This is a genomic window from Klebsiella sp. ZJOU C1, assembly GCF_035620215.1.
Lineage (GTDB): Bacteria > Pseudomonadota > Gammaproteobacteria > Enterobacterales > Enterobacteriaceae > Klebsiella > Klebsiella variicola.
This window is the reverse complement of record NZ_CP141644.1, coordinates 2,038,138-2,056,661: the sequence shown is the minus strand read 5'-3', so window position 1 is coordinate 2,056,661 and position 18,524 is coordinate 2,038,138. Positions and strand designations below refer to the sequence as shown.

The 18,524-nt window shown below is 52.0% G+C and carries 21 protein-coding genes and 1 pseudogene; 9 read left to right on the top strand and 13 right to left on the bottom strand.

Features of this window, described 5'->3' with window-relative positions:
• The first annotated feature begins 50 nt into the window (after positions 1 to 50).
• From SPE70_RS09695 to SPE70_RS09685, 3 genes are read left to right on the top strand one after another with little or no spacing between them, the layout of a single operon-like run.
• Positions 51 to 2,102: an FUSC family protein gene (locus tag SPE70_RS09695; RefSeq protein ID WP_064170193.1), complete on the top strand. Its 2,052-nt coding sequence runs from the start codon at positions 51 to 53 to the stop codon at positions 2,100 to 2,102.
• Positions 2,095 to 2,307, top strand: coding sequence for a DUF1656 domain-containing protein (locus tag SPE70_RS09690; RefSeq protein ID WP_023297398.1), 213 nt, complete (start codon positions 2,095 to 2,097; stop codon positions 2,305 to 2,307). The genes SPE70_RS09695 and SPE70_RS09690 overlap by 8 nt, the downstream gene beginning before the upstream one ends.
• Entirely contained in the window at positions 2,304 to 3,224 is a 921-nt protein-coding gene (locus SPE70_RS09685; RefSeq protein WP_023297397.1) for an efflux RND transporter periplasmic adaptor subunit, read from the top strand. Before SPE70_RS09690 ends, SPE70_RS09685 begins: the two co-directional genes overlap by 4 nt.
• Here SPE70_RS09685 and cydB read toward each other — a convergent pair.
• The 6 genes from cydB to SPE70_RS09655 form a co-directional block, all read right to left on the bottom strand.
• The gene (cydB, locus tag SPE70_RS09680; protein WP_008807703.1) at positions 3,218 to 4,228 is read right to left on the bottom strand and encodes a cytochrome d ubiquinol oxidase subunit II; all 1,011 of its coding nucleotides are present in this window, start codon (positions 4,226 to 4,228) and stop codon (positions 3,218 to 3,220) included. The two genes, SPE70_RS09685 and cydB, sit on opposite strands and share 7 nt — an antisense overlap.
• Positions 4,225 to 5,631 carry a cytochrome ubiquinol oxidase subunit I gene (locus tag SPE70_RS09675; protein WP_023297396.1) on the bottom strand — a complete coding sequence of 469 codons (1,407 nt, stop codon included), beginning with the start codon at positions 5,629 to 5,631 and terminating at the stop codon, positions 4,225 to 4,227. The genes cydB and SPE70_RS09675 overlap by 4 nt, the downstream gene beginning before the upstream one ends.
• A 55-nt stretch (positions 5,632 to 5,686) precedes the next feature.
• On the bottom strand, positions 5,687 to 6,574 hold the full coding sequence (locus SPE70_RS09670; RefSeq protein ID WP_012542146.1) for a manganese catalase family protein: 888 nt from the start codon (positions 6,572 to 6,574) through the stop codon (positions 5,687 to 5,689).
• Positions 6,575 to 6,590: 16 nt separating this feature from the next.
• Positions 6,591 to 7,097 (bottom strand): ferritin-like domain-containing protein, encoded by a 507-nt coding sequence (locus SPE70_RS09665; protein WP_008807706.1) that lies wholly within the window; start codon positions 7,095 to 7,097, stop codon positions 6,591 to 6,593.
• 26 nt (positions 7,098 to 7,123) lie between these two features.
• Positions 7,124 to 7,618, bottom strand: a complete 495-nt coding sequence (locus tag SPE70_RS09660; protein WP_008807707.1) for a YciE/YciF ferroxidase family protein — start codon at positions 7,616 to 7,618, stop codon at positions 7,124 to 7,126.
• A gap of 89 nt (positions 7,619 to 7,707) precedes the next feature.
• Positions 7,708 to 7,893 carry a con-10 family general stress protein gene (locus SPE70_RS09655; RefSeq protein ID WP_004150795.1) on the bottom strand — a complete coding sequence of 62 codons (186 nt, stop codon included), beginning with the start codon at positions 7,891 to 7,893 and terminating at the stop codon, positions 7,708 to 7,710.
• Positions 7,894 to 8,502: 609 nt separating this feature from the next.
• Here SPE70_RS09655 and SPE70_RS09650 point away from each other — a divergent pair.
• Both SPE70_RS09650 and SPE70_RS09645 read left to right on the top strand, forming a co-directional pair.
• Positions 8,503 to 9,696, top strand: coding sequence for a zinc-dependent alcohol dehydrogenase (locus SPE70_RS09650; RefSeq protein WP_136047428.1), 1,194 nt, complete (start codon positions 8,503 to 8,505; stop codon positions 9,694 to 9,696).
• A gap of 107 nt (positions 9,697 to 9,803) precedes the next feature.
• Positions 9,804 to 10,031, top strand: coding sequence for a DUF1272 domain-containing protein (locus tag SPE70_RS09645; protein WP_012542149.1), 228 nt, complete (start codon positions 9,804 to 9,806; stop codon positions 10,029 to 10,031).
• A 54-nt stretch (positions 10,032 to 10,085) separates the two neighbouring features.
• Here SPE70_RS09645 and SPE70_RS09640 read toward each other — a convergent pair whose 3' ends face one another.
• Positions 10,086 to 10,631, bottom strand: coding sequence for a cysteine hydrolase family protein (locus SPE70_RS09640; protein ID WP_012968540.1), 546 nt, complete (start codon positions 10,629 to 10,631; stop codon positions 10,086 to 10,088).
• Between the two features lie 290 nt (positions 10,632 to 10,921).
• Positions 10,922 to 11,563, bottom strand: coding sequence for a GntR family transcriptional regulator (locus SPE70_RS09635; RefSeq protein WP_080930055.1), 642 nt, complete (start codon positions 11,561 to 11,563; stop codon positions 10,922 to 10,924).
• Positions 11,564 to 11,737: 174 nt separating this feature from the next.
• Between SPE70_RS09635 and SPE70_RS09630 the strand changes: the two genes are divergently transcribed.
• From SPE70_RS09630 to SPE70_RS09615, 4 genes are all read left to right on the top strand, one after another.
• Complete coding sequence (locus SPE70_RS09630; protein ID WP_008807711.1) at positions 11,738 to 12,211, top strand: OsmC family protein; 474 nt, start codon at positions 11,738 to 11,740, stop codon at positions 12,209 to 12,211.
• 136 nt (positions 12,212 to 12,347) lie between these two features.
• Positions 12,348 to 12,671 carry an antibiotic biosynthesis monooxygenase family protein gene (locus SPE70_RS09625; protein ID WP_008807712.1) on the top strand — a complete coding sequence of 108 codons (324 nt, stop codon included), beginning with the start codon at positions 12,348 to 12,350 and terminating at the stop codon, positions 12,669 to 12,671.
• The gene (locus tag SPE70_RS09620; RefSeq protein WP_022066231.1) at positions 12,664 to 13,056 is read left to right on the top strand and encodes an ACT domain-containing protein; all 393 of its coding nucleotides are present in this window, start codon (positions 12,664 to 12,666) and stop codon (positions 13,054 to 13,056) included. The genes SPE70_RS09625 and SPE70_RS09620 overlap by 8 nt, the downstream gene beginning before the upstream one ends.
• Positions 13,053 to 13,766: an ArsR/SmtB family transcription factor gene (locus SPE70_RS09615; protein ID WP_136047429.1), complete on the top strand. Its 714-nt coding sequence runs from the start codon at positions 13,053 to 13,055 to the stop codon at positions 13,764 to 13,766. Before SPE70_RS09620 ends, SPE70_RS09615 begins: the two co-directional genes overlap by 4 nt.
• Positions 13,767 to 14,103: 337 nt before the next feature.
• On the opposite strand, the gene SPE70_RS09610 is transcribed toward SPE70_RS09615, so the two are convergent.
• The 5 genes and pseudogenes from SPE70_RS09610 to SPE70_RS09590 all read right to left on the bottom strand — a co-directional run bounded on the left by SPE70_RS09610 (position 14,104) and on the right by SPE70_RS09590 (position 18,220).
• A complete protein-coding gene (locus SPE70_RS09610) occupies positions 14,104 to 14,577 on the bottom strand; it encodes a hypothetical protein (protein WP_032730035.1) in 474 nt (157 codons plus the stop codon).
• A complete protein-coding gene (locus tag SPE70_RS09605; RefSeq protein WP_064166890.1) occupies positions 14,574 to 14,912 on the bottom strand; it encodes a hypothetical protein in 339 nt (112 codons plus the stop codon). The genes SPE70_RS09610 and SPE70_RS09605 overlap by 4 nt, the downstream gene beginning before the upstream one ends.
• A 398-nt stretch (positions 14,913 to 15,310) precedes the next feature.
• Positions 15,311 to 15,478: pseudogene (locus SPE70_RS09600) on the bottom strand (isocitrate/isopropylmalate family dehydrogenase); the annotation flags it as partial.
• A 634-nt stretch (positions 15,479 to 16,112) separates the two neighbouring features.
• Positions 16,113 to 16,805, bottom strand: a complete 693-nt coding sequence (locus tag SPE70_RS09595; protein WP_023159863.1) for an EAL domain-containing protein — start codon at positions 16,803 to 16,805, stop codon at positions 16,113 to 16,115.
• 356 nt (positions 16,806 to 17,161) lie between these two features.
• Positions 17,162 to 18,220 carry a sensor domain-containing diguanylate cyclase gene (locus tag SPE70_RS09590; RefSeq protein WP_032430712.1) on the bottom strand — a complete coding sequence of 353 codons (1,059 nt, stop codon included), beginning with the start codon at positions 18,218 to 18,220 and terminating at the stop codon, positions 17,162 to 17,164.
• Between the last annotated feature and the right edge of the window lie 304 nt (positions 18,221 to 18,524).

Below are 18,524 nucleotides of genomic sequence, written 5' to 3'. Positions count from 1 at the left end.
GACAGAATAGAGTATTTCGCCGCAAGCGCAAGCCAGCCATAATCCGCGGCATGAACATCAACCACTTTCGCCAGGCCTCCTGGCTGCGTGCCGCAGGCGCCCTCGCGCGCCGTTTCATGCCGCAATCGACTTCAGCCGTCCTGCGCAGTGATGCCCAGGCAATACTCTTTTCCGCAAAGAGTTTCGCCGCGGCGATGCTGGCGTACTATCTTGCGCTATCCATCGGTCTGCAAAGGCCTTCGTGGGCCATCATCACTGTCTATATCGTGTCGCAGACCTCGGTGGGCGCATCGCTAAGCCGCAGCGTCTATCGCCTGCTCGGGACCCTCGCCGGCGCGACGGCCACCGTCTTCATCGTGCCCACCTTCGTTAACCAGCCGATCCTGTGTAGCGCCATGCTGGGCCTGTGGATCGCGGGTTGCCTGTGTCTGTCGCTGCTTGAGCGCACGCCGCGCGGATACGCATATTTACTGGCGGGCTACACCGCAAGCCTGATTGGTTTCCCCGCCGTCTCCGCGCCCGGGACCATCTTTGACCTCGCGGTCATTCGGGTGGAAGAGATCGCCATCGGTATCTTGTGCGCCGGATTGATTCACCGCTTCGTGCTGCCGGTGCGCATCGCCGGGCGGTTTAACAGCACGCTGGCACAGACGCTGGCAACCGCCCGGCAGCGGATCGCCGATACGCTGGCCGGTAAGCCGGTGGCGGCGGAAACCCTGCGGCTGGCGCTGAGCCTGCAGTTTCTGCAGGGCATCAACCACCATCTTCCCTGGGATGACGGTCTCTCGGTTCCCCACCGCCAGGCCAGAAAAGCGATCCACGACCGGCTGGCGCGACTGTTGATTGTTAATGGCGAATTGTATGACCGTTTACAGAGGTGCGGGCAGCCACCTGACGACCTGCAGACGCTGCTAACGGAGGCAGAGGTCTGGCTGAGAGGTCCGGAAGCCCACAGAACGGCGCTCTCCGCCGACGGGCTACTCTCCCGCTGCGAGCCGCTCATCAACCGGTGCGCCCCTGCGCAGACGCTGAACGAGGCGCTGCGCGTTAGCCTGGTGCGCCACCTGGCGGAAGCCATCCGTCTCCTGCAGCAGAGCGAACGGCTGGCGAAGGCGATTTATCACCGCCGATCGCCAACCCTGCCCCCTGACGCCCGCGCGGCAAAGGGCTATGTTTTCCATCGCGATCCGCTCAGCGCCCTGCGGACCGCCTTCGGCGCCTTCGTCATCATCCTCAGCGGCTGCCTGATCTGGATAGGCTCCGCCTGGCCCGATGGCGGCACTGCGGTCTCGATCCTCGGCGTCTGCTGTAGCCTGTTCGCCAGCTTCGATGCGCCGGCGGCGCAGCTGGTAAAATACCTGATCGGCTGCGTGTGGGGCGTGCTGTTCAGCCTGCTGTATAGCTTCGCCCTGCTGCCGCAGGTGAGCGAATTTGTCCTGCTGGCGGCGATGCTCGCCCCGGTCTATCTGCTGGCCGGTTCGCTGCAGGCGCGGCCGCCGACCACCTTTATGGCGATGGGCATCACCCTGACGCTGCCGATATTGTGCGAACTGGGCCCCAGTTATCAGGGGGATTTCGCGACGGCGATGAATACCTCTATCGCGCTGTTTGTCGCCATCGGCTATGCCGCGTTTGGTATGCGCCTGCTGCAAACCGTGCAGGCCGATGCCGCTGTCCATCGTCTGCTGACGCTGTGCCGTCGCGATATCCGCCGCGCCGCGCGGGGCCGACTGGCGCACAATGCCCACCGCTGGACCAACCTGATGATCGACCGGACCGCTTTACTGCTGCCGCGGCTACCGCAGAGCGGGCCAACCGCAGGTCAACTGCTGGACAAGATGCTGCACGATATTCGTACCGGCCTGGCGGTGATCCACCTGCGCCGTAGCTATCAGCCGATGGATCGAGAAGCGGCTACCGCTGTGCAGACGCTGCTTGACGCCCTTAAACAGGAGCCGGACATAGAGGCCCTCGCGCAGCCTGTTGACGCGCTGTTGGCCCACGGTTTACCGGCTGATGCCGCCTCACATGAGCGCGCGGAAGCGCTCATTTCCCTGTATTGCGCCTTACATCGGCCTGAGGAGAGCCAAAACCATGCGTGATCTCGCGATGGGCGGGGTATTTTTCCCCGGCCTGCTGGTTGTCGGCCTTGTCGCCCTGCTCGCGACGCTGCTGCTGCAACCGCTTATTTTCTCCATCCGGGGACTGGGCCGCTTGCCCTGCCGCCCGCTGTGGGGGCTTTCCCTCTATATCGTCCTCTTTTTCCTGCTCCTGCAGGAGGTTAACACGCTGGGGTTTGCCGTATGACAGTCTATCTCACTCTTCTGGGCCGCTACGCCCTGACCTTAGGCGCCGTTGCCGCCGCCGCGCTACTGGCTTTCATTCTCTGGAAACAGGAGGCGCAAACGCCCTGGACCCGCGATGGTCGGGTACGGGCCGACGTGGTGCAGATCGCTCCCGATGTCTCGGGACCGGTGGCCAGCGTGGCGGTAAAAGACAACCAGTGGGTCAATCGGGGAGATGTGCTCTATTCCATCGATCCGCGCTGGCTGAAGCTGGCGGTCAGTAGCGCCCAGGCGGAGGTGGAAGCCCGACGCCAGGAGATGGCGATGCGCCAGGATGCCGCCAGACGACGGGCGCAGATCCAGGGCGTCATCTCCAGCGAAGATCTGAAACAGACCACCAGCGCGGCCAGCGTCGCGGCAGCTAACTACCAGGGCGCGCTGGCGGCACTGGCGCTGGCGCAACTGAATTTAGCGCATGCCACCGTGCGGACGCCGGTGGCCGGGTACGTCACCCATCTGCGGCTACGCCCGGGCGACTATGCCACCGCCGGGGTGACGAAAGTGGCCATTATCGATGGCCAGCGTTTCTGGGTGGTAGGGTATTTTGAAGAGACCCGTCTGCGCCACATCCACGTTGGCGATACCGCACATATCACGCTGATGGGGTATGATCCGGTCATTACCGGCCATGTCGAGAGTATCGGACACGGGATCGGCGATACCAATGATGAGACCGGCGCCCTGGGCCTGCCGGAGGTCGAGCCGACCTTCAGCTGGGTGCGGCTGGCGCAGCGTGTACCAGTGCGCATCCATATCGATACCCTGCCCGAGGGGGTGGAACGGGTCGCCGGCTTGTCCGCGACTGTCTCGGTCATTCCCGCGCGGTTGGCGCGACGCGCCGGCAAATCCTCACCTGCCGGCGCGAATCAGGCTCAGTGATAGCCCTCGCTGCCGGAGACTTTGCCGCGAAAGACGTAATAGCTCCAGGCGGTATACATCAGGATCACCGGGATAATGAGCAGCGCCCCCGGCAGCATAAACACCTGGCTGGAGGGCGGCGCGGCGGCATCCCACAGGGAGATATTCGGTGGGATAATGTTCGGCCAGACGCTGATCCCCAACCCGCTGAAGCCGAGGAAAATCAGGCCCAGCGTCAGGATAAATGGGCGGGCGTGGCTGGCGGGGCGCGCGCTCAGGCGCCAGATCCACAGGCTCAGCGCCAACACCAGGATCGGTACCGGCAGGAACCAGAAGAAATTGGGCAGCGTAAACCAGCGCTCCGCCACATAGCGCCAGCCCAACGGCGTCCAGACGCTGACCACCGCGATCACCACCATCAGCGCCAGCAGCACCTTGCGGGTCAGCTCGCGCATCCGCTGCTGCAGCGCGCCTTCGCTTTTCATGATCAGCCACGTGGTGCCGAGCAGCAGATAGGCCACCACCAGCCCCAGACCGCAGAACAGGTTAAAGGGGGTAAGCCAGTCCAGCGTCGAACCGGCGAAGCGGCGGTCAGCCACCGCAAAGCCGTTGATAAACGCGCCGACGACAATCCCCTGGCTGAAGGTCGCCAGCAGCGAGCCGCCGGCGAAGGCATAGTCCCAGAAGGTACGATGCGAGGGAACCGCTTTAAAACGAAACTCAAACGCCACGCCGCGAAAAATCAGGCCGATGAGCATCGCCGTCAGCGGGATGACCAGCGCATCGGTGATCACCGCATAGGCCAGCGGAAAGGCGCCGAACAGCCCAGCCCCGCCGAGTACCAGCCAGGTTTCATTTCCATCCCAGACGGGCGCCACGCTGTTGACCATCACATCGCGCTCTTCGCCATCATGCACCACGCTGAACAGCATCCCAATACCTAAATCGAAACCATCCATCACGATATACATCAGCGTGGCGAAGACGATGATGACAAACCAAATCACCGAGATATCGATGCTCATGATGCGTTCTCCTCATCACGCACCGGCTCTGCCGCCGAGAGCGGACGCGCCGGGGTGCCTGCGGTTTGCGAGGTCAGCTCCGTCACCGGTTGCGGCCCTTTTTTAATCAGCCGGAAAATATAGTAATACCCCACGCCAAATACCGCGCAGTAGACCACGATAAACACCAGCAGGCTGATGGCCATCTGCAGCGTGCTGTGCAACGACACCGCATCCCGGGTGCGCAGCAAGCCGTAGATCACCCACGGCTGGCGGCCCATCTCGGTAGTCACCCACCCGGCGACCAGGGCAATAAGGCCGGCAGGCCCCATGCAGAGCGCAAACCACTGAAAGGGACGCGAGTGATACAGTCGCCGCCGATAGCGCAGCCAGGCGCTGCAGATCCCTAAGGCGATCATCAACACGCCCATCCCAACCATGATGCGAAACGACCAGAAAACGGCGGGCGAATAGGGTCGGTCCTCTTTCGGGAAGTCTTTCAGCGCCGGCACCTGCTTATGCAGACTGTGGGTGAGGATCAGGCTGCCGAGAGCGGGGATCTCGAGGCCATAGCGGGTGCGCTCCTGTTCCATATCCGGCAGGCCAAACAGCAGCAGCGGCGTGGCCTCGCCGGGTCGGTTTTCCCAGTGCCCCTCGATGGCGGCGATCTTCGCTGGCTGATGCTCAAGGGTGTTAAGACCATGCATATCCCCCACCACCGCCTGGATTGGCGCTACCAGCAGCGCCATCCACATCGCCATCGACAGCATTTTGCGGATGGCCGGCGAGTCGTTGCCGCGCAGAAGATGCCACGCGGCAGAGGCCCCGACGAACATGGCGCTGCTGAGAAACGCGGCTATCGCCATATGAAACAAACGATACGGGAACGAGGGGTTAAAGATAATCGCCAGCCAGTCATGCGGAATGAGATGGCCATTTTCGATGGTAAAACCCTGCGGCGTCTGCATCCAGCTGTTGGAGGCGAGGATCCAGAAAGTGGAGACCAGGGTGCCAAGCGCCACCATGCAGGTAGTAAAAAAATGCAGCGCCGGCGGCACCTTATTCCAGCCAAATAGCATTACCCCGAGGAATCCCGCTTCGAGGAAAAAGGCGGTCAGCACTTCGTACAGCAGCAGCGGACCGGTAATGCTGCCAGCAAACTGGGAAAATCCGCTCCAGTTGGTGCCGAACTGATAGGACATCACTAATCCGGAGACCACGCCCATCCCAAAATTGACGGCGAAAATTTTCAGCCAGAAATTGTAGAGTGAGCGCCAGACGTTATCCCGGGTTCGCAGCCACATCCCCTCAAGCACCACAAGGTAGCTGGCAAGGCCGATGGTGATGGCCGGAAAGAGGATATGGAAGGAAACGGTAAAGGCGAATTGCAATCGGGCCAGATGAAACGCGTCGAATTCAAACATATTCCACACCCATCATTGTGAATCGCCCCGGCCGCAGCCGGGGCTCATGCGAACATCACTTAGCCGATGAGGAAGTGTTTTGCTTACCGGCGCCGAGTTCGGCGCCGGTCAAAGGATCGCCCTGCGGGTCAGACTGCGTTCGCTTCAGCATCGCTTTGCACAGCGCTTCCTGCTCTGGCGTCAGGCCGACAGTAGCGCTGCCATCTCCGCCATCCACGGCCGGCTGCGGATCCTTGACATAATCGAAGTGTTTGTCACTGTTCCAGCTGCCGCGTACTTCTCCACCTTCAGACATATTGTAGTAGGTGTTAGCGTACTCGCTAATGGGCGGCAGTTTGCCCGGTGGATAGTTGTTGCGAATCGACTGCAGCGCCTTCTCAAAAGAGAGCTGATGCGCCGCTTCGCGGGTCATCAGGAACGCCAGCGCGTCTTTCACTCCGGGATCGTCGGTCACGTTGATCAGGCGTTCATAGACGATCTTCGCCCTCGCCTCCGCGGCGACATTCGACCGCAGGTCGGCGGTGGGTTCGCCGATAGTATCAATATAGGCCGCCGTCCACGGCACGCCCGCCGAGTTGGTCAGCGGGGGACCGCCGCCGTACAGCAGCGAGGTAATATGGCTGTCATTACCGTTGGCGGTGAGCGAACGATAGAGTTCCGCCTCGCTCTCGGTGCCCTCCGCCAGAGCTCCTTTGGCCCCTTTATTCAGCATGCCGACCAGGGTGCCAATGATCTCCAGATGGCTCAGCTCCTCTGTCGCGATATCCATTAGCATATCTTTGCGGCCGGGATCGTCATCGCTTAATCCCTGGGTGAAATAACGACACGCGGCGGCCAGCTCGCCCTGAGGACCGCCAAACTGTTCGAGCAGTAAATTCGCGAGCCCCGGATTGGGTTCAGCAACGCGCACGGTATACTGCAGTTGTTTCACATGACGAAACATAGGCCTGCCTCCTGGGTTATTTTTTCGCTTCTACGCCGTCAGCATCTGAACGCAGGAGAAACTGCTCCGTGGTCTGAGGAATATGTTTGATCAGCCAGTCGGCCATTTCCCGCTCTTCCGCCAGGATAGCCTCAATAGCCGGGATGGAGGCGGTGTCGCCCGCTTTTTCAGCCGCCGCCAGCAGAGAGGTGTAGCAGGCGATCTCAAATTGCTCGAAGACGTACCCGCTGATCGAGCCTTTGACGATTTCATCGGAAGGAAACATTCCGCCGATGGACTGGCCGAGAGCCGCCATTTTACTCATCGAATCTTTAATCACCGAGCGCGAAATGTCGTTGCGGTCGAGGATCTCTTCCAGCACGGTAATTTGCCGTTTGGTCTCATTAATATGCTGTTCAATTCTGGCACGGAGATCCGGATAATTATCGATACGGCCAGCCATCGATTCCAGCATGGATTCTGCCTGCTTTTCCATGGCATGCGCATCGCGTAGCCAGTCATGATAATGTTCAACGTGATTCATCGTGATTTCCTCGTGTCAGGGAGCGTTTATTTTTCCGCTTTTTTATTAATGTTACCTACCGCCAAATCGGTTAATTTAACGTCGGTTTGCTTTTCTTCTTCCAGCGTTTCGGCCAGCAATTTGACCGCTTTTTTATAGCCCAGCTGTTCTGCCAGGGTGACCAGGGTGCCGTAACTGGCAATTTCGTAATGCTCGACCTTTTGCGCAGCGGCAATTAGCGCAGCATCTCGTACCTCATTTTTTTCCGTGCTCTCAACGACTTCATTGGCCTCTTCGATTAATCCTTCCATGGCCACGCATTTCATGCGTTTGATTTTCAGGCCGGATTCCTGCTCAATAATCTGGTCAATACGTTCAATCTGGCCCTGGGTTTCTTCGAGATGAGCATTGAACGCCGCGCTGAGTTTTTCACTGGACGCCGCTCTGGCCAGTTTAGCCAGCCCGCGGGTTAATTGTTTCTCTGCGCTGTAGGTATCTGAGAGCAGGTGGATAAATACATCTTCAATGCTTTTCATATTCATAGAAATACCTTCTGGAGTCAGAAAATAACTGCGAGTCTATACAGACTCGCAGGAGATACTTTCACTTCAGGGTGCAAGGAAAAGGATAATCAGGAATTATCGGACTTGCGGCCACCGCCGTGGCTGTTTTGTCCGCCTTTTTTACCCGCTTCGGACGCACGCTGCGGATCATTTTTAAAGTTCCCGCCGCTGTGCTGACCACCTTTACGACCTGCTTCAGAAGCTTTTTCACGGTCTTCAGCAAAATTACCGGAACCACCACGATGCTCTGCCATATTTCACCTCATGTATATCGGTTATGTCAGTACGATACGAAAATATTCCGTATCACTCGTCGTTCGATATTTAACTCTAGCGGGTAATGCTGGTTAGTCAAATTATTATTCCGTTTTCCCGACGTCTTTCAGCAGTAATTCGGAATAATTCTACAACACACATTAAAAATAACCAGACGGCACATCACCGCTAACTTACTGTGTGCAGGGAAATAATACCTGCAGCCCTCGTATTATCGATACAACCGGAGTACTCCTGTTGAGGTATATAACGAAGCGGCGCGGCGAGGCTTCGTCGGCATGAAATTCAGAACTTTTCTAAAGATAACCAATAAAAAAAGCCGCTGGGGGAGCGGCTATCAAATAAAAAATAGAGCGAATATCATGCCTAATTAAGGCTAGCCTTCTTCATCCGAATATGCAAATAACCCAACAAATCAAACGTGAAATAAGCGAAACGTAAAACACACCCAACAACTGAAATATCACGCAGTTCCATTACTTGTACTCTACGCTTTATTTTTACGGTGGTTTATCGGTGGCCATCGCGTCAGGTCAATATGCCTTTGCGCCTGATGCGGTCAGCCGTTCTCTCCAGGAGAATATGCAATGAAAGCACTCACTTATCATGGTCCCCATCATGTCAGCGTCGACACCATGCCCGACCCGGCCCTTGAAGCGCCGGACGATATTATACTGCGCGTCACCGCGACGGCGATTTGCGGTTCCGATCTCCATCTTTACCGCGGAAAGATCCCCGGCACGCACCACGGCGATATTTTCGGCCATGAATTTATGGGGGAAGTGGTGGAAGCGGGTTCCGAGGTCACCGCGGTCCGCAAAGGCGACCGGGTGGTTATCCCGTTTGTGATCGCCTGCGGAGACTGCTTCTTTTGTCGCCTGCAGCAGTATGCCGCCTGCGAAAGCACCAATAGCGGCCAGGGGGCGACACTCAACCGAAAAGGCATTTCGCCACCGGCGGCCCTGTTTGGCTATAGCGATTTGTACGGCGGCATCCCGGGCGGCCAGGCAGAATATGTACGGGTCCCCAAAGCCAATACCGGTCCATTTAAAGTGCCTGACACCTTACCCGATGAAAAGGTGCTGTTTCTGTCAGATATTCTGCCCACCGCCTGGCAGGCAGTAAAAAACGCCGAGGTCAAACCCGGCAGCAGCGTGGCTATTTTTGGCGCCGGCCCGGTAGGGCTGCTGTGCGCCTCCTGCGCCAGGCTCAATGGCGCAGAGCAGATATTAATCATCGATCATAACGATTACCGACTCGATTTCGCGCAGCAACGCTATGGCGCGATCCCGATAAACTTCGACACCCATGACGACCCGGCGCAGTGGATTATCGATAACACGCCGGGACATCGCGGCGTCGACGCGGTGATTGACGCCGTGGGCTTCGAGGCGAAAGGCAGCCTCACGGAAACCGTCCTCAGCAACCTGAAAATCGAGGGCAGCAGCGGAAAAGCCCTGCGCCAGTGCATCGCCGCCGTGCGCCGCGGCGGTATCGTCAGCGTGCCCGGGGTTTACGCCGGTTTCATTCATGGGTTTATGTTTGGTGATGCCTTTGATAAGGGGCTGACCTTCAGGATGGGGCAAACCCACGTCCATGCCTGGCTGCCGGACCTGCTGGCGCTAATTGAGCAAGGGCTGCTCACCCCGGAGGAGATCGTCACTCACCATATGCCGCTGGAGGAGGCCGCGCGCGGCTATCAGATCTTTGAGAAACGCGAAGAGGCATGCCGCAAAGTCATCCTTGTGCCGGGGATGCAGCCCGGGAAGGCAACGCTTTGAGGCGGAAGTTAATCCGCCCTTCTCGGCAGCCAGTCCGGGCCGTGATATAAAAACAGCATGCGTTGACCCGCCGTCGCTGATACAGCCGTTAACCACAGGAGAAGTTAATGCTCGAGTTACGCCCGAATTGCGAATGCTGTGATAAAGATCTGCCGCCAGACTCACCCGAGGCGTTTATCTGCTCGTTCGAGTGTACTTTTTGCCGGGACTGCATGACGGCGCGGCTGCACGGTCGTTGCCCAAACTGTGGCGGCGAACTGGTGCGGCGCCCTGTGCGTCCCGAAGAGGCGCTGCGGCGGCACCCCGCCTCCACCCTGCGCCGCCATGCACAGTAAAACCGGATGAACTGGCGTGGCAAACGGGAGCCATCGAGCTCCCTTTCTTCATCCTTATTTCTCTGCAGAAAAGTGCCACTCTGCGGCGGTCGATAGCGTCACAAATGGCCCGGCAAGCGTGATATTGTGATGGCCGATAATGTCAGGCGCTGACAACCGTTCGTTATCCATGGTTGAGTGCGCATCCGAGATCAGCACCGTCCGCCATCCCAGCGCCGATGCCGCACGGCAGGTCGTGTCCACGCAGAATTCGGTTTTCATCCCGGCAATAACCAGCTGTTTTACGCCGGCCTGGGCGAGCCGATGCGCAAGGTCAGTGTGCTGGAAACAGGAGGGGTACCTTTTAATAAAGACGATATCCCGCTCGCCGTTAACACCCATCTCAGGCAGCAGTTGGGTTAATGGACTTTGTGCTGAGAACGGAGAATCGTCCGGCCCGGTATGGCGGGCAAAGAAGACGGGCACCTCAGCCTGTCTCGCTTTTTCAATCAGCAGGCAAACGTTCGCCAGAAGCGCATCGGCCTGATACGGAGAAACCGGGCCATGGAAAAGCCCCTGCTGCATATCGATAATTAAAAGGGCATGCTCAGATGAAATCATGATGGGTCTCCATTCAGTGTGTCACGAACGGAGAGGTCTCTCCCCGTCCACATTGGCGGGGAGTGAGGATCTGTTTGTCAGGAGCCGGTCACAGATACGCCCACACCACCGCTGGTTACGGTCGTGGTGTTGACGGTGGTGGTTGGCTGCACTGACGTAATCATTATCTGACCTTCACTGATTCCTTACAGATAAAAGATAAGCACCATTAAAACGGCTCTTTTCTTATAGCATTGAGCAGATACGGATGGCAATTTATGCGCGATCAACGCAGCCGCTTTGCACAACCATTAACGGCTTAAGATATAAGCGCGAAGGATTTCACCTGCTGAGAGAATATGTTTCACGGTATACGCCCGCGCCTCCTGTGGATGATTTTGCTGGCAGGCCATCAGGATCTGCTGATGCTCATCCTGGAATTTCAGCGTATCCGACAGCAGTCTGTTCTGAAAAAGCTCATATCTTTCAATCTGCTCGCGCAATTCACCGATCATCTTCAGCAGGCGCTGATTATTACACTTCCGATAAAGCAGTTCATGAAACTCCCGGTTATATCTCCCCTGCTGCTCGGGTTCAGAAGCGCTGCTCAGTAGCTGATGCACCAGTGCTGCCCGGGCAAGCGTTTCCGGGTCCATATTCTCCAGGCTATGAAAAATGGCTTCGCCTTCCAGGAGTGCCCGCAGCTGATAAATTTCATCGACATCAGCGGCCGTCAGCGTTTTCACCACCGCGCCACGATTTCTGTAAATCTCAACCAGACCTTCGCGCTCAAGCTGCTGTATCGCTTCTCTCATTGGGATACGGCTGACCGCAAACTGACTGGCCAGGTCCCTCTCAACGAGACGGTCGCCATCTCGCAACGTCCCCTTGTTGATTAAGGTTTTTAGCTCACCGGCAAGAATATCGGCGGTCGAACGGGAAGCGGTGTTCATTTGGCTCTCTTTACATCACGCATAAATGGTATACCATTATGCCATTGACATTAGCGTCATGACAACCTTGCGATTCCAAGGGCAGCTTCGTTGAGGCAACGCAACAAAACGGGAAGATGCCTCTGCGATGAAATGCACATAAATCCCCCCCCTCCACAGAGAAAAGGCAAACCTATGCAACATGCTTATACCAGCCATATCACATGGACCGGCAATCAGGGCACGGGTACTTCGGGTTACAAGGCTTATGCCCGGACCTGGGATATCGCGGTAAAGGGAAAAGAACCCATTCATTGTTCAAATGATCCATTACTGGGCGGCGATCCCGGCAAAATGAACCCGGAAGATCTCCTGCTCTCTTCTCTTTCAGCCTGTCACATGCTGTGGTACTTACATCTGGCCTCCGATGCCGGCATTACGGTCATGGAATATCAGGACTCACCGGTGGCAACGGGTGAAGTGTTAAAAGGGGGCGCGGGTCGCTTTATTTCTGCCACCCTCAGGCCGAAAATCACCGTATTACCAGGAACCGATCTCGACGCCGCCACGGCCATTCATCAGCAGATCCATCACGTCTGTTTTATCGCCCGATCGGTCAATTTCCCGGTCAGTTACCAGCCTGAATTTATTATCTTTAACGCAGAGTAACGCGTTTCTGAAGGGTAATCCGGTGCGCAGGGACGGCGGCTGAGGGTATCCCCCCTCAGCCATACTTCGCTGCAGACCGAAGCATTCTGCTCTGGCCGTCAGTAGACTGCGGGGACATTCACCACGGAGAAGACTGATGATTGCAGTACTTTTTGAGGCCGACGCCTTACCAGAAGCACAGGAAAGATATTTACAGCTTGCGGCCGGGCTGACGCCTTTGCTTTCAGACACGCCGGGGTTTATTGCCATTGAGCGCTTTCAGAGCCTGAGTACGCCCGGCAAAATCCTCTCGCTATCCTGGTGGGAAGATGAAGCATCGGTGGCCAACTGGCAGCAAAATGAGCGGCATCTGGCTGCCCAGCGCGAAGGCAAAGCATCGATTTTTTCATACTACAGAATACGCGTCGCCCGCGTGTTCCGGGATTACGCATCAGATCGGGGAGCACAGTCAGATGTATGACATTCACGTGATTCTCTGCAACACGCCGGGCTCGCTTGGCGCAATGGGTTTAGCGCTGGGTAACAACGGCGTGGGGCTCGAAGGCGGTGGCGTATTCACCACGCCTGATGCCGGACATGCGCATTTTCTGGTGGAAGACGGTGAGAAAGCCCGCAGGGTACTGACCGAGGCCGGTTTTGCCGTCAGCAGTGTATGCCGACCTCTGATCAGAAAGTTACCTCAGGAACGACCTGGGGAACTGGGAGACATCGCAGACACCCTGGCCCGCAATGGCATTAATATTCTGGTACAGTACAGCGACCACCGTAACCGGCTCATTCTCATTACCGATGATGACACCCGGGCAGCGGAAGTGACCAAAAAATGGGCCATACTTTCTGAATGAATCTCCTGAAAACGCAGCAAGACAGTGAGCCAGAGGAGGCGCTGGAAACCGCTATGGCGATGGTGGCCTCCGCCCTCTCTGACCCGTCAAGGGTCAGTATTCTGTGCGCGCTAATGGACGGGCGCGCATGGACGGCAACCGAACTCAGTACGGTTGCCGAGGTGTCTGCCTCCACCACCAGCGGGCATCTTGCCCGACTGCTCAGCAACGGGCTGGTGGTGTGTCTTGCGCAGGGGCGTCACCGCTATTACCGCCTGGCGGGCGCGCATATCGCCGCGCTACTGGAAAACCTGATGGGCGTCTCTATGCAAGCGCATAAGACGCTTCTCCCCAGCACGCCGGTTAATCTTCGTTACGCACGCACCTGCTACGACCATCTGGCGGGCGAGCTGGCGGTGAACATTTATGAGCGTATGCTGCGGGAAAAATGGCTAGCGGCCGATGGCCTGGCCCTGACATCAGCCGGTAAAGCCCAGCTTGAACGCCTTGGCGCAGTACTGAACACCCGCCCGCGACGTAAGCCTTGCTGCCCCTGTCTTGACTGGAGTGAAAGACGTTTTCATCTGGGCGGTGATGCCGGTTCGGCGCTGATGGCACTGTTTGAGCAGAAAGGATGGATAACCCGCACGCCGGGATATCGGGAAGTGCAAGTGACGGATAGCGGCAAAGCGGCGTTGTCCCGGCTGTTTAATCTGAAAGTGAGCGGATAGCGTATTGCTTTTCAGTCACCCATTTGGCGCCTTAACGTTCGGCGCGGTTTTAACCTGCATTTTCTCCCCGAACTCACCCTCTAACTTTGGTGCATCTGTTTGCATGTCCGCATAAATTCCGCACCTCTATGTCGGGGAACGTGTGACGGGGGATTAAGGGCGCCATGTGAGGATAAGCTAATCTGTGCTCATTCCTAACCAGAAACAAATAATATGTTTCACTACCTCTTCTATAATAAATTTAAAATCAATAAGTTAAACCTGTTCAGTAAGATTAATTTTTTATATTTCAATCTAAAAACAATAACTTGCCAAATCCCGACTCTTGTCGAAACTGTCAGCGATGATATGTTTCCCATTCCCGGTAAACCGATATAATTGACTGATATTTAGATGTGTCAGCAGGACTGAAGAAAAACTGCAACTCCTTATCTTCGTACAACTCTCTGATTGGAACGTGATAAGTTTTCTTAAACGTTTCCTTGTTTAGTTTTCCTTCACGATAACTCATACAGGCTTGATCATATGCATTGAGCCAAGTTTCTTGTGCTGAATTATAATTTTTGCTGATGATTGGATAGTTGACAGCAGAGCTATCAGCTTCTGCGTATTTCATCAATGCCTCGCGCAGCTGTACTGTTGCAGTAGCAATACTATTTGTAATCTGACTTTCGAGAGCAGCTTCCTGTAACTTCAGCGCTCTTTTGGAAATAACGTTTGCATTGCGATATTGAAGTGCTGAATAGATAGAAGCCACCAAAGCTATACATGAAAGCGTAAGCGTTACAATATTTAATTGTTCTTGATTCATGGTTTCGGTCCTTTTGCTACCATTCTCATCATTGCTAGTATTTCATCATTGCTAATGGATGAGCCTGATTTAGCTAACGCCTCATAATCCTCCCTACCACTGTAGTGTTCAAGGGCGATAACATCATCGTCATACCCCAGGTCCGTCAGGGCCTTTTTTAGCTCTTCGAGCATACGAACCCGTTGATGCTCAGTAAGAGGGTTTCCACCTACTGTTAAAGTCTGAATTTCCATCCAGATTTTATTCAATTCTATCACTCGCATATCTCCATCTTTGCATTTAGATATGCGAGCAGCATATATTTCTGCTAATTCCTTATAAGTGTGGACTGCCATAGTATCTCTCCTTGATGTATGAATTAGAGTCTGTATAGATAAAGTAAGACTTCTTCATTGTATTGAAGAAAATTAGAAGAACAAGATTTTTAGGGAATTTCACCCATGCAACGCATTCTTTTTCGCTATGAATGTTTTTTTAAAGAAAAAGAGATTCTATATATACACTTCTGGCAATGGCAAACTGCCAAGATATTTCCTAACCTGATATTTTTCTGAGTTCATAACCCGGTCATGGCAAATACTTCAGTTAGAAAGGCAGCATTGAACTGGTTGACGTCGTGCAGCATGATATCTGTCACTACACGATCCGATGAGCACCTGGGGGAATCATTGACTGAAAATCAAAAAAAACGGGAGCCCATCGGCTCCCGCTTTTGCTTAATCCACCAAGGGGATTACATGTTCGCGATGATAGCGTCGCCAAACTCTGAACATTTCAGCAGCTTAGCGCCTTCCATCAGACGTTCGAAGTCATAGGTCACGGTCTTGGCGGCGATAGCGCCTTCCATGCCTTTGACGATCAGGTCTGCGGCTTCGAACCACTGCATGTGGCGCAGCAGTAGTTAACTAATAACATCATTACTTATTGATTTAAAAAGAAAAATAGGTATTTTTGATACGTGGTTAATGTTTTTAGTCTAAGCCCTAACCTATTGAAATTCATTAGTATATTTTCAGTTTTGATAACCGGCTTTGAGTCTTTCTGCTCATCTGGATAGTGAATTATTAGCCAATAATACTCACTCCCTGTGAGTCGGGTTAAATATTTCCGGTGTTATAACTCATGATTTGAAAAGAAAATAAAAAAGCCTCGGAGTCCGAGGCTTGCATTAGAACCAGCAGCGCCATTATATTATTTAATTACTACCTACCAAGTAATGATTGCTCTTTTCCAAACCATCTTCCCTTTTTTTTCTTCTTTTATATGCAGAATCCTTTTCATAATAAAATATAAAAGAAGAGAAAACGCTATGATAGCAATATATGTCCCGATGCCGAAAGACACCAGAAACACAACCAAGATCCCAAAGAGCGCTACCAGTAAAGATGTGCAGATAGATATCAAATTAATTGTCTTGCGTGCATCTCTTGATACATAACCTTTAATCTTAAATGCATGGCAACTGTGGCAGTGGTCCTCATTAATTAAAATTGCACCACAAAATGGACATTCATCATCTTTTGTTGTCATTTATTTTAAATCTCAACATAATAGTAATCACTCATCCACAACCTTCCCTGGCAAGCGCAATCAACAACAGAATGTACTTTATTTTTTTGTTCTATTGTCTCAACTCCCTCAACAATCACGAAATTGCAGTATGATTTTATTTTATTTATTATTTTAAAGAATTCGCTCTCACTCTGTATTCCCCAGAAGTAATCTTTATCAATTTTTATACATTCAAAATTAAACATATCTATAACTGTTAAGCTTGTTAAGCCACTCCCAAAATCATCCAGCCATACTGGACACAATTTTGAAAGACACTTTAAGTCAACCATACAGCATTTAGTATTGAATTCATGAAAATGCTCGTTAATCTCAAAAGCAATGTTTTTTTGGTTTTTTAAGTAATCACCAATATATTTATCGTTCAAAATACAATCGCTAATAAGACTGTCAACATTCAACGAAACTGGCTTGAACTTCAATTCTGATGCATCAAGCTTTTCAATTGTCAATATCTGTTTCTTAAACACATCGATTTTTTCTTTATCGCTTAATGAAGTGAAACAAAAACCACTTTCATTAGCAAGGTAATCATTGCAGTCCTTTTTTTTAACATTTTTCGTGAGAATTTCCCAAGAATGAATAGAACCATCTTTTTTAAAAGATGGTTCTAAAACAAATCTACAGGAATCTATTTCCATATTGTTCTTTATCATTAAAAAAAACACCGGAACTAGGAATAATCCTAATCGTGTCATATTTAGAAATCAAAGGAAAATAGTTTAAAATGATCGATAACGATCGAACAATAGGCGAAACCTATCACATTTCTTAAATTGATCGATTATTCAAATCAAATGACTTAAAAGGGAAAAAAAAGAAACATGGTTTCAATATAAATTTGAATAAAATCATATTGTTATGGAATGACAATACATTAGTGGCATGTATCAAACGTTAGTTGAGAGGGGTCTGTGGTTCCGAGGAAATTTATCCGTATTGGCAATGCCGATAATAAACTATCTTAAAAATTTATATGTATAAAATCATGAGAAAAGAAATCATTTCATCTTCAATTATTCGGCATGCAATATCCATTCTTCCCGTTACGTTTAACTTCATATAGCATTTCATCAGCCTCTTTGATCCACTCGATGATTGATTCTTTATTTTCTGCACAAGAAATACCGATACTGACAGTACAGTAAATATCGTTGTGAGAAGGTAATGAAAGATCTTTAATTTTTTTCTGAATTATATGAACCATAGCTATAACAAGCTTGCTATTACTATTATTAACAATAATAGCCAACTCATCGCCACCAAATCTTGCTGGTACGTCCTTCTCGCCAGCACACTCTCGTAATATTGTTGATATACGAGATAACACCGCATCACCTACTTCATGGCCATAGGTATCATTAATTTTTTTAAAATTATCAACATCAATGAGCATAAGATAAGAATGAATTCTCTTTTTACGCGTTGCACGAAAAGCACTTTCCATTTTTTGCTCAAAAAAACGGCGATTTGGTAGATCTAAGCCAGGATCCATCAGAGCCTGTTTTTCCAGTAACTCCCTTCTTTTCCTCAACTTTATAGATAAGTGCCTTGAAACAATACTCAGTACTATGGGATAACAGGTCGCCAAGGGTAAAGAAAGCAATACCGTTCGGGTACTGAATTCTATCGTATATCTGAAATCATTTACTAACCAAACTGTCAGGAAACTAATCATCATCCACATTAATGCTGGTTTTAAAATTTTCCATCCACCAGCAGCATAGCGATCAGCTATTTGAACTGAGATTATGAATAATGATGGAATTGGACTAACTTGCATTACGGCTATCCAGATTCCAGCCCAGAATGAATCAAGTATCATATTCTTCTTTTCAGTACTCAGCATATCCTTCGACATCATGCTTGCAAGATAAGCAACCGATGGCCAGATGAGTGCATTCAGAATTAACAAGGCTGTTGTTATTTTTTGATGTGACTGTTCCTGGAGGACTGAATATATAGGAAGAAAGCAAAGAACGACACCAATCTGACGTAAAAAATATACTCGCTTAATGAACGATGAATTTCTATCAGATATGTATTTTTCATCCGGGAAATTTGTTAACATAGAAAGCCTATTATAAATCACTAAGAGCCGCCATCACTTTAACCCACTAAATAACAAGATAAAACCGCCCTGCATTACAAAGTTATAACACGGATGTGAAAATTACAAGATTGCACTTCAATTAATGATAAACGTATCAATAATAACATTTGGTATCCATTTCTTTGAATCCATCCACACGATTTATATCTGATACTTAGTAATACTTTAGGGTTATATTCTTAAAAATGAATCTCCAGTGGAGTTTAGAGCTAATGCATTATTAATTTTGGTAGGCTATTAAAAAATAATACAACATCTGACC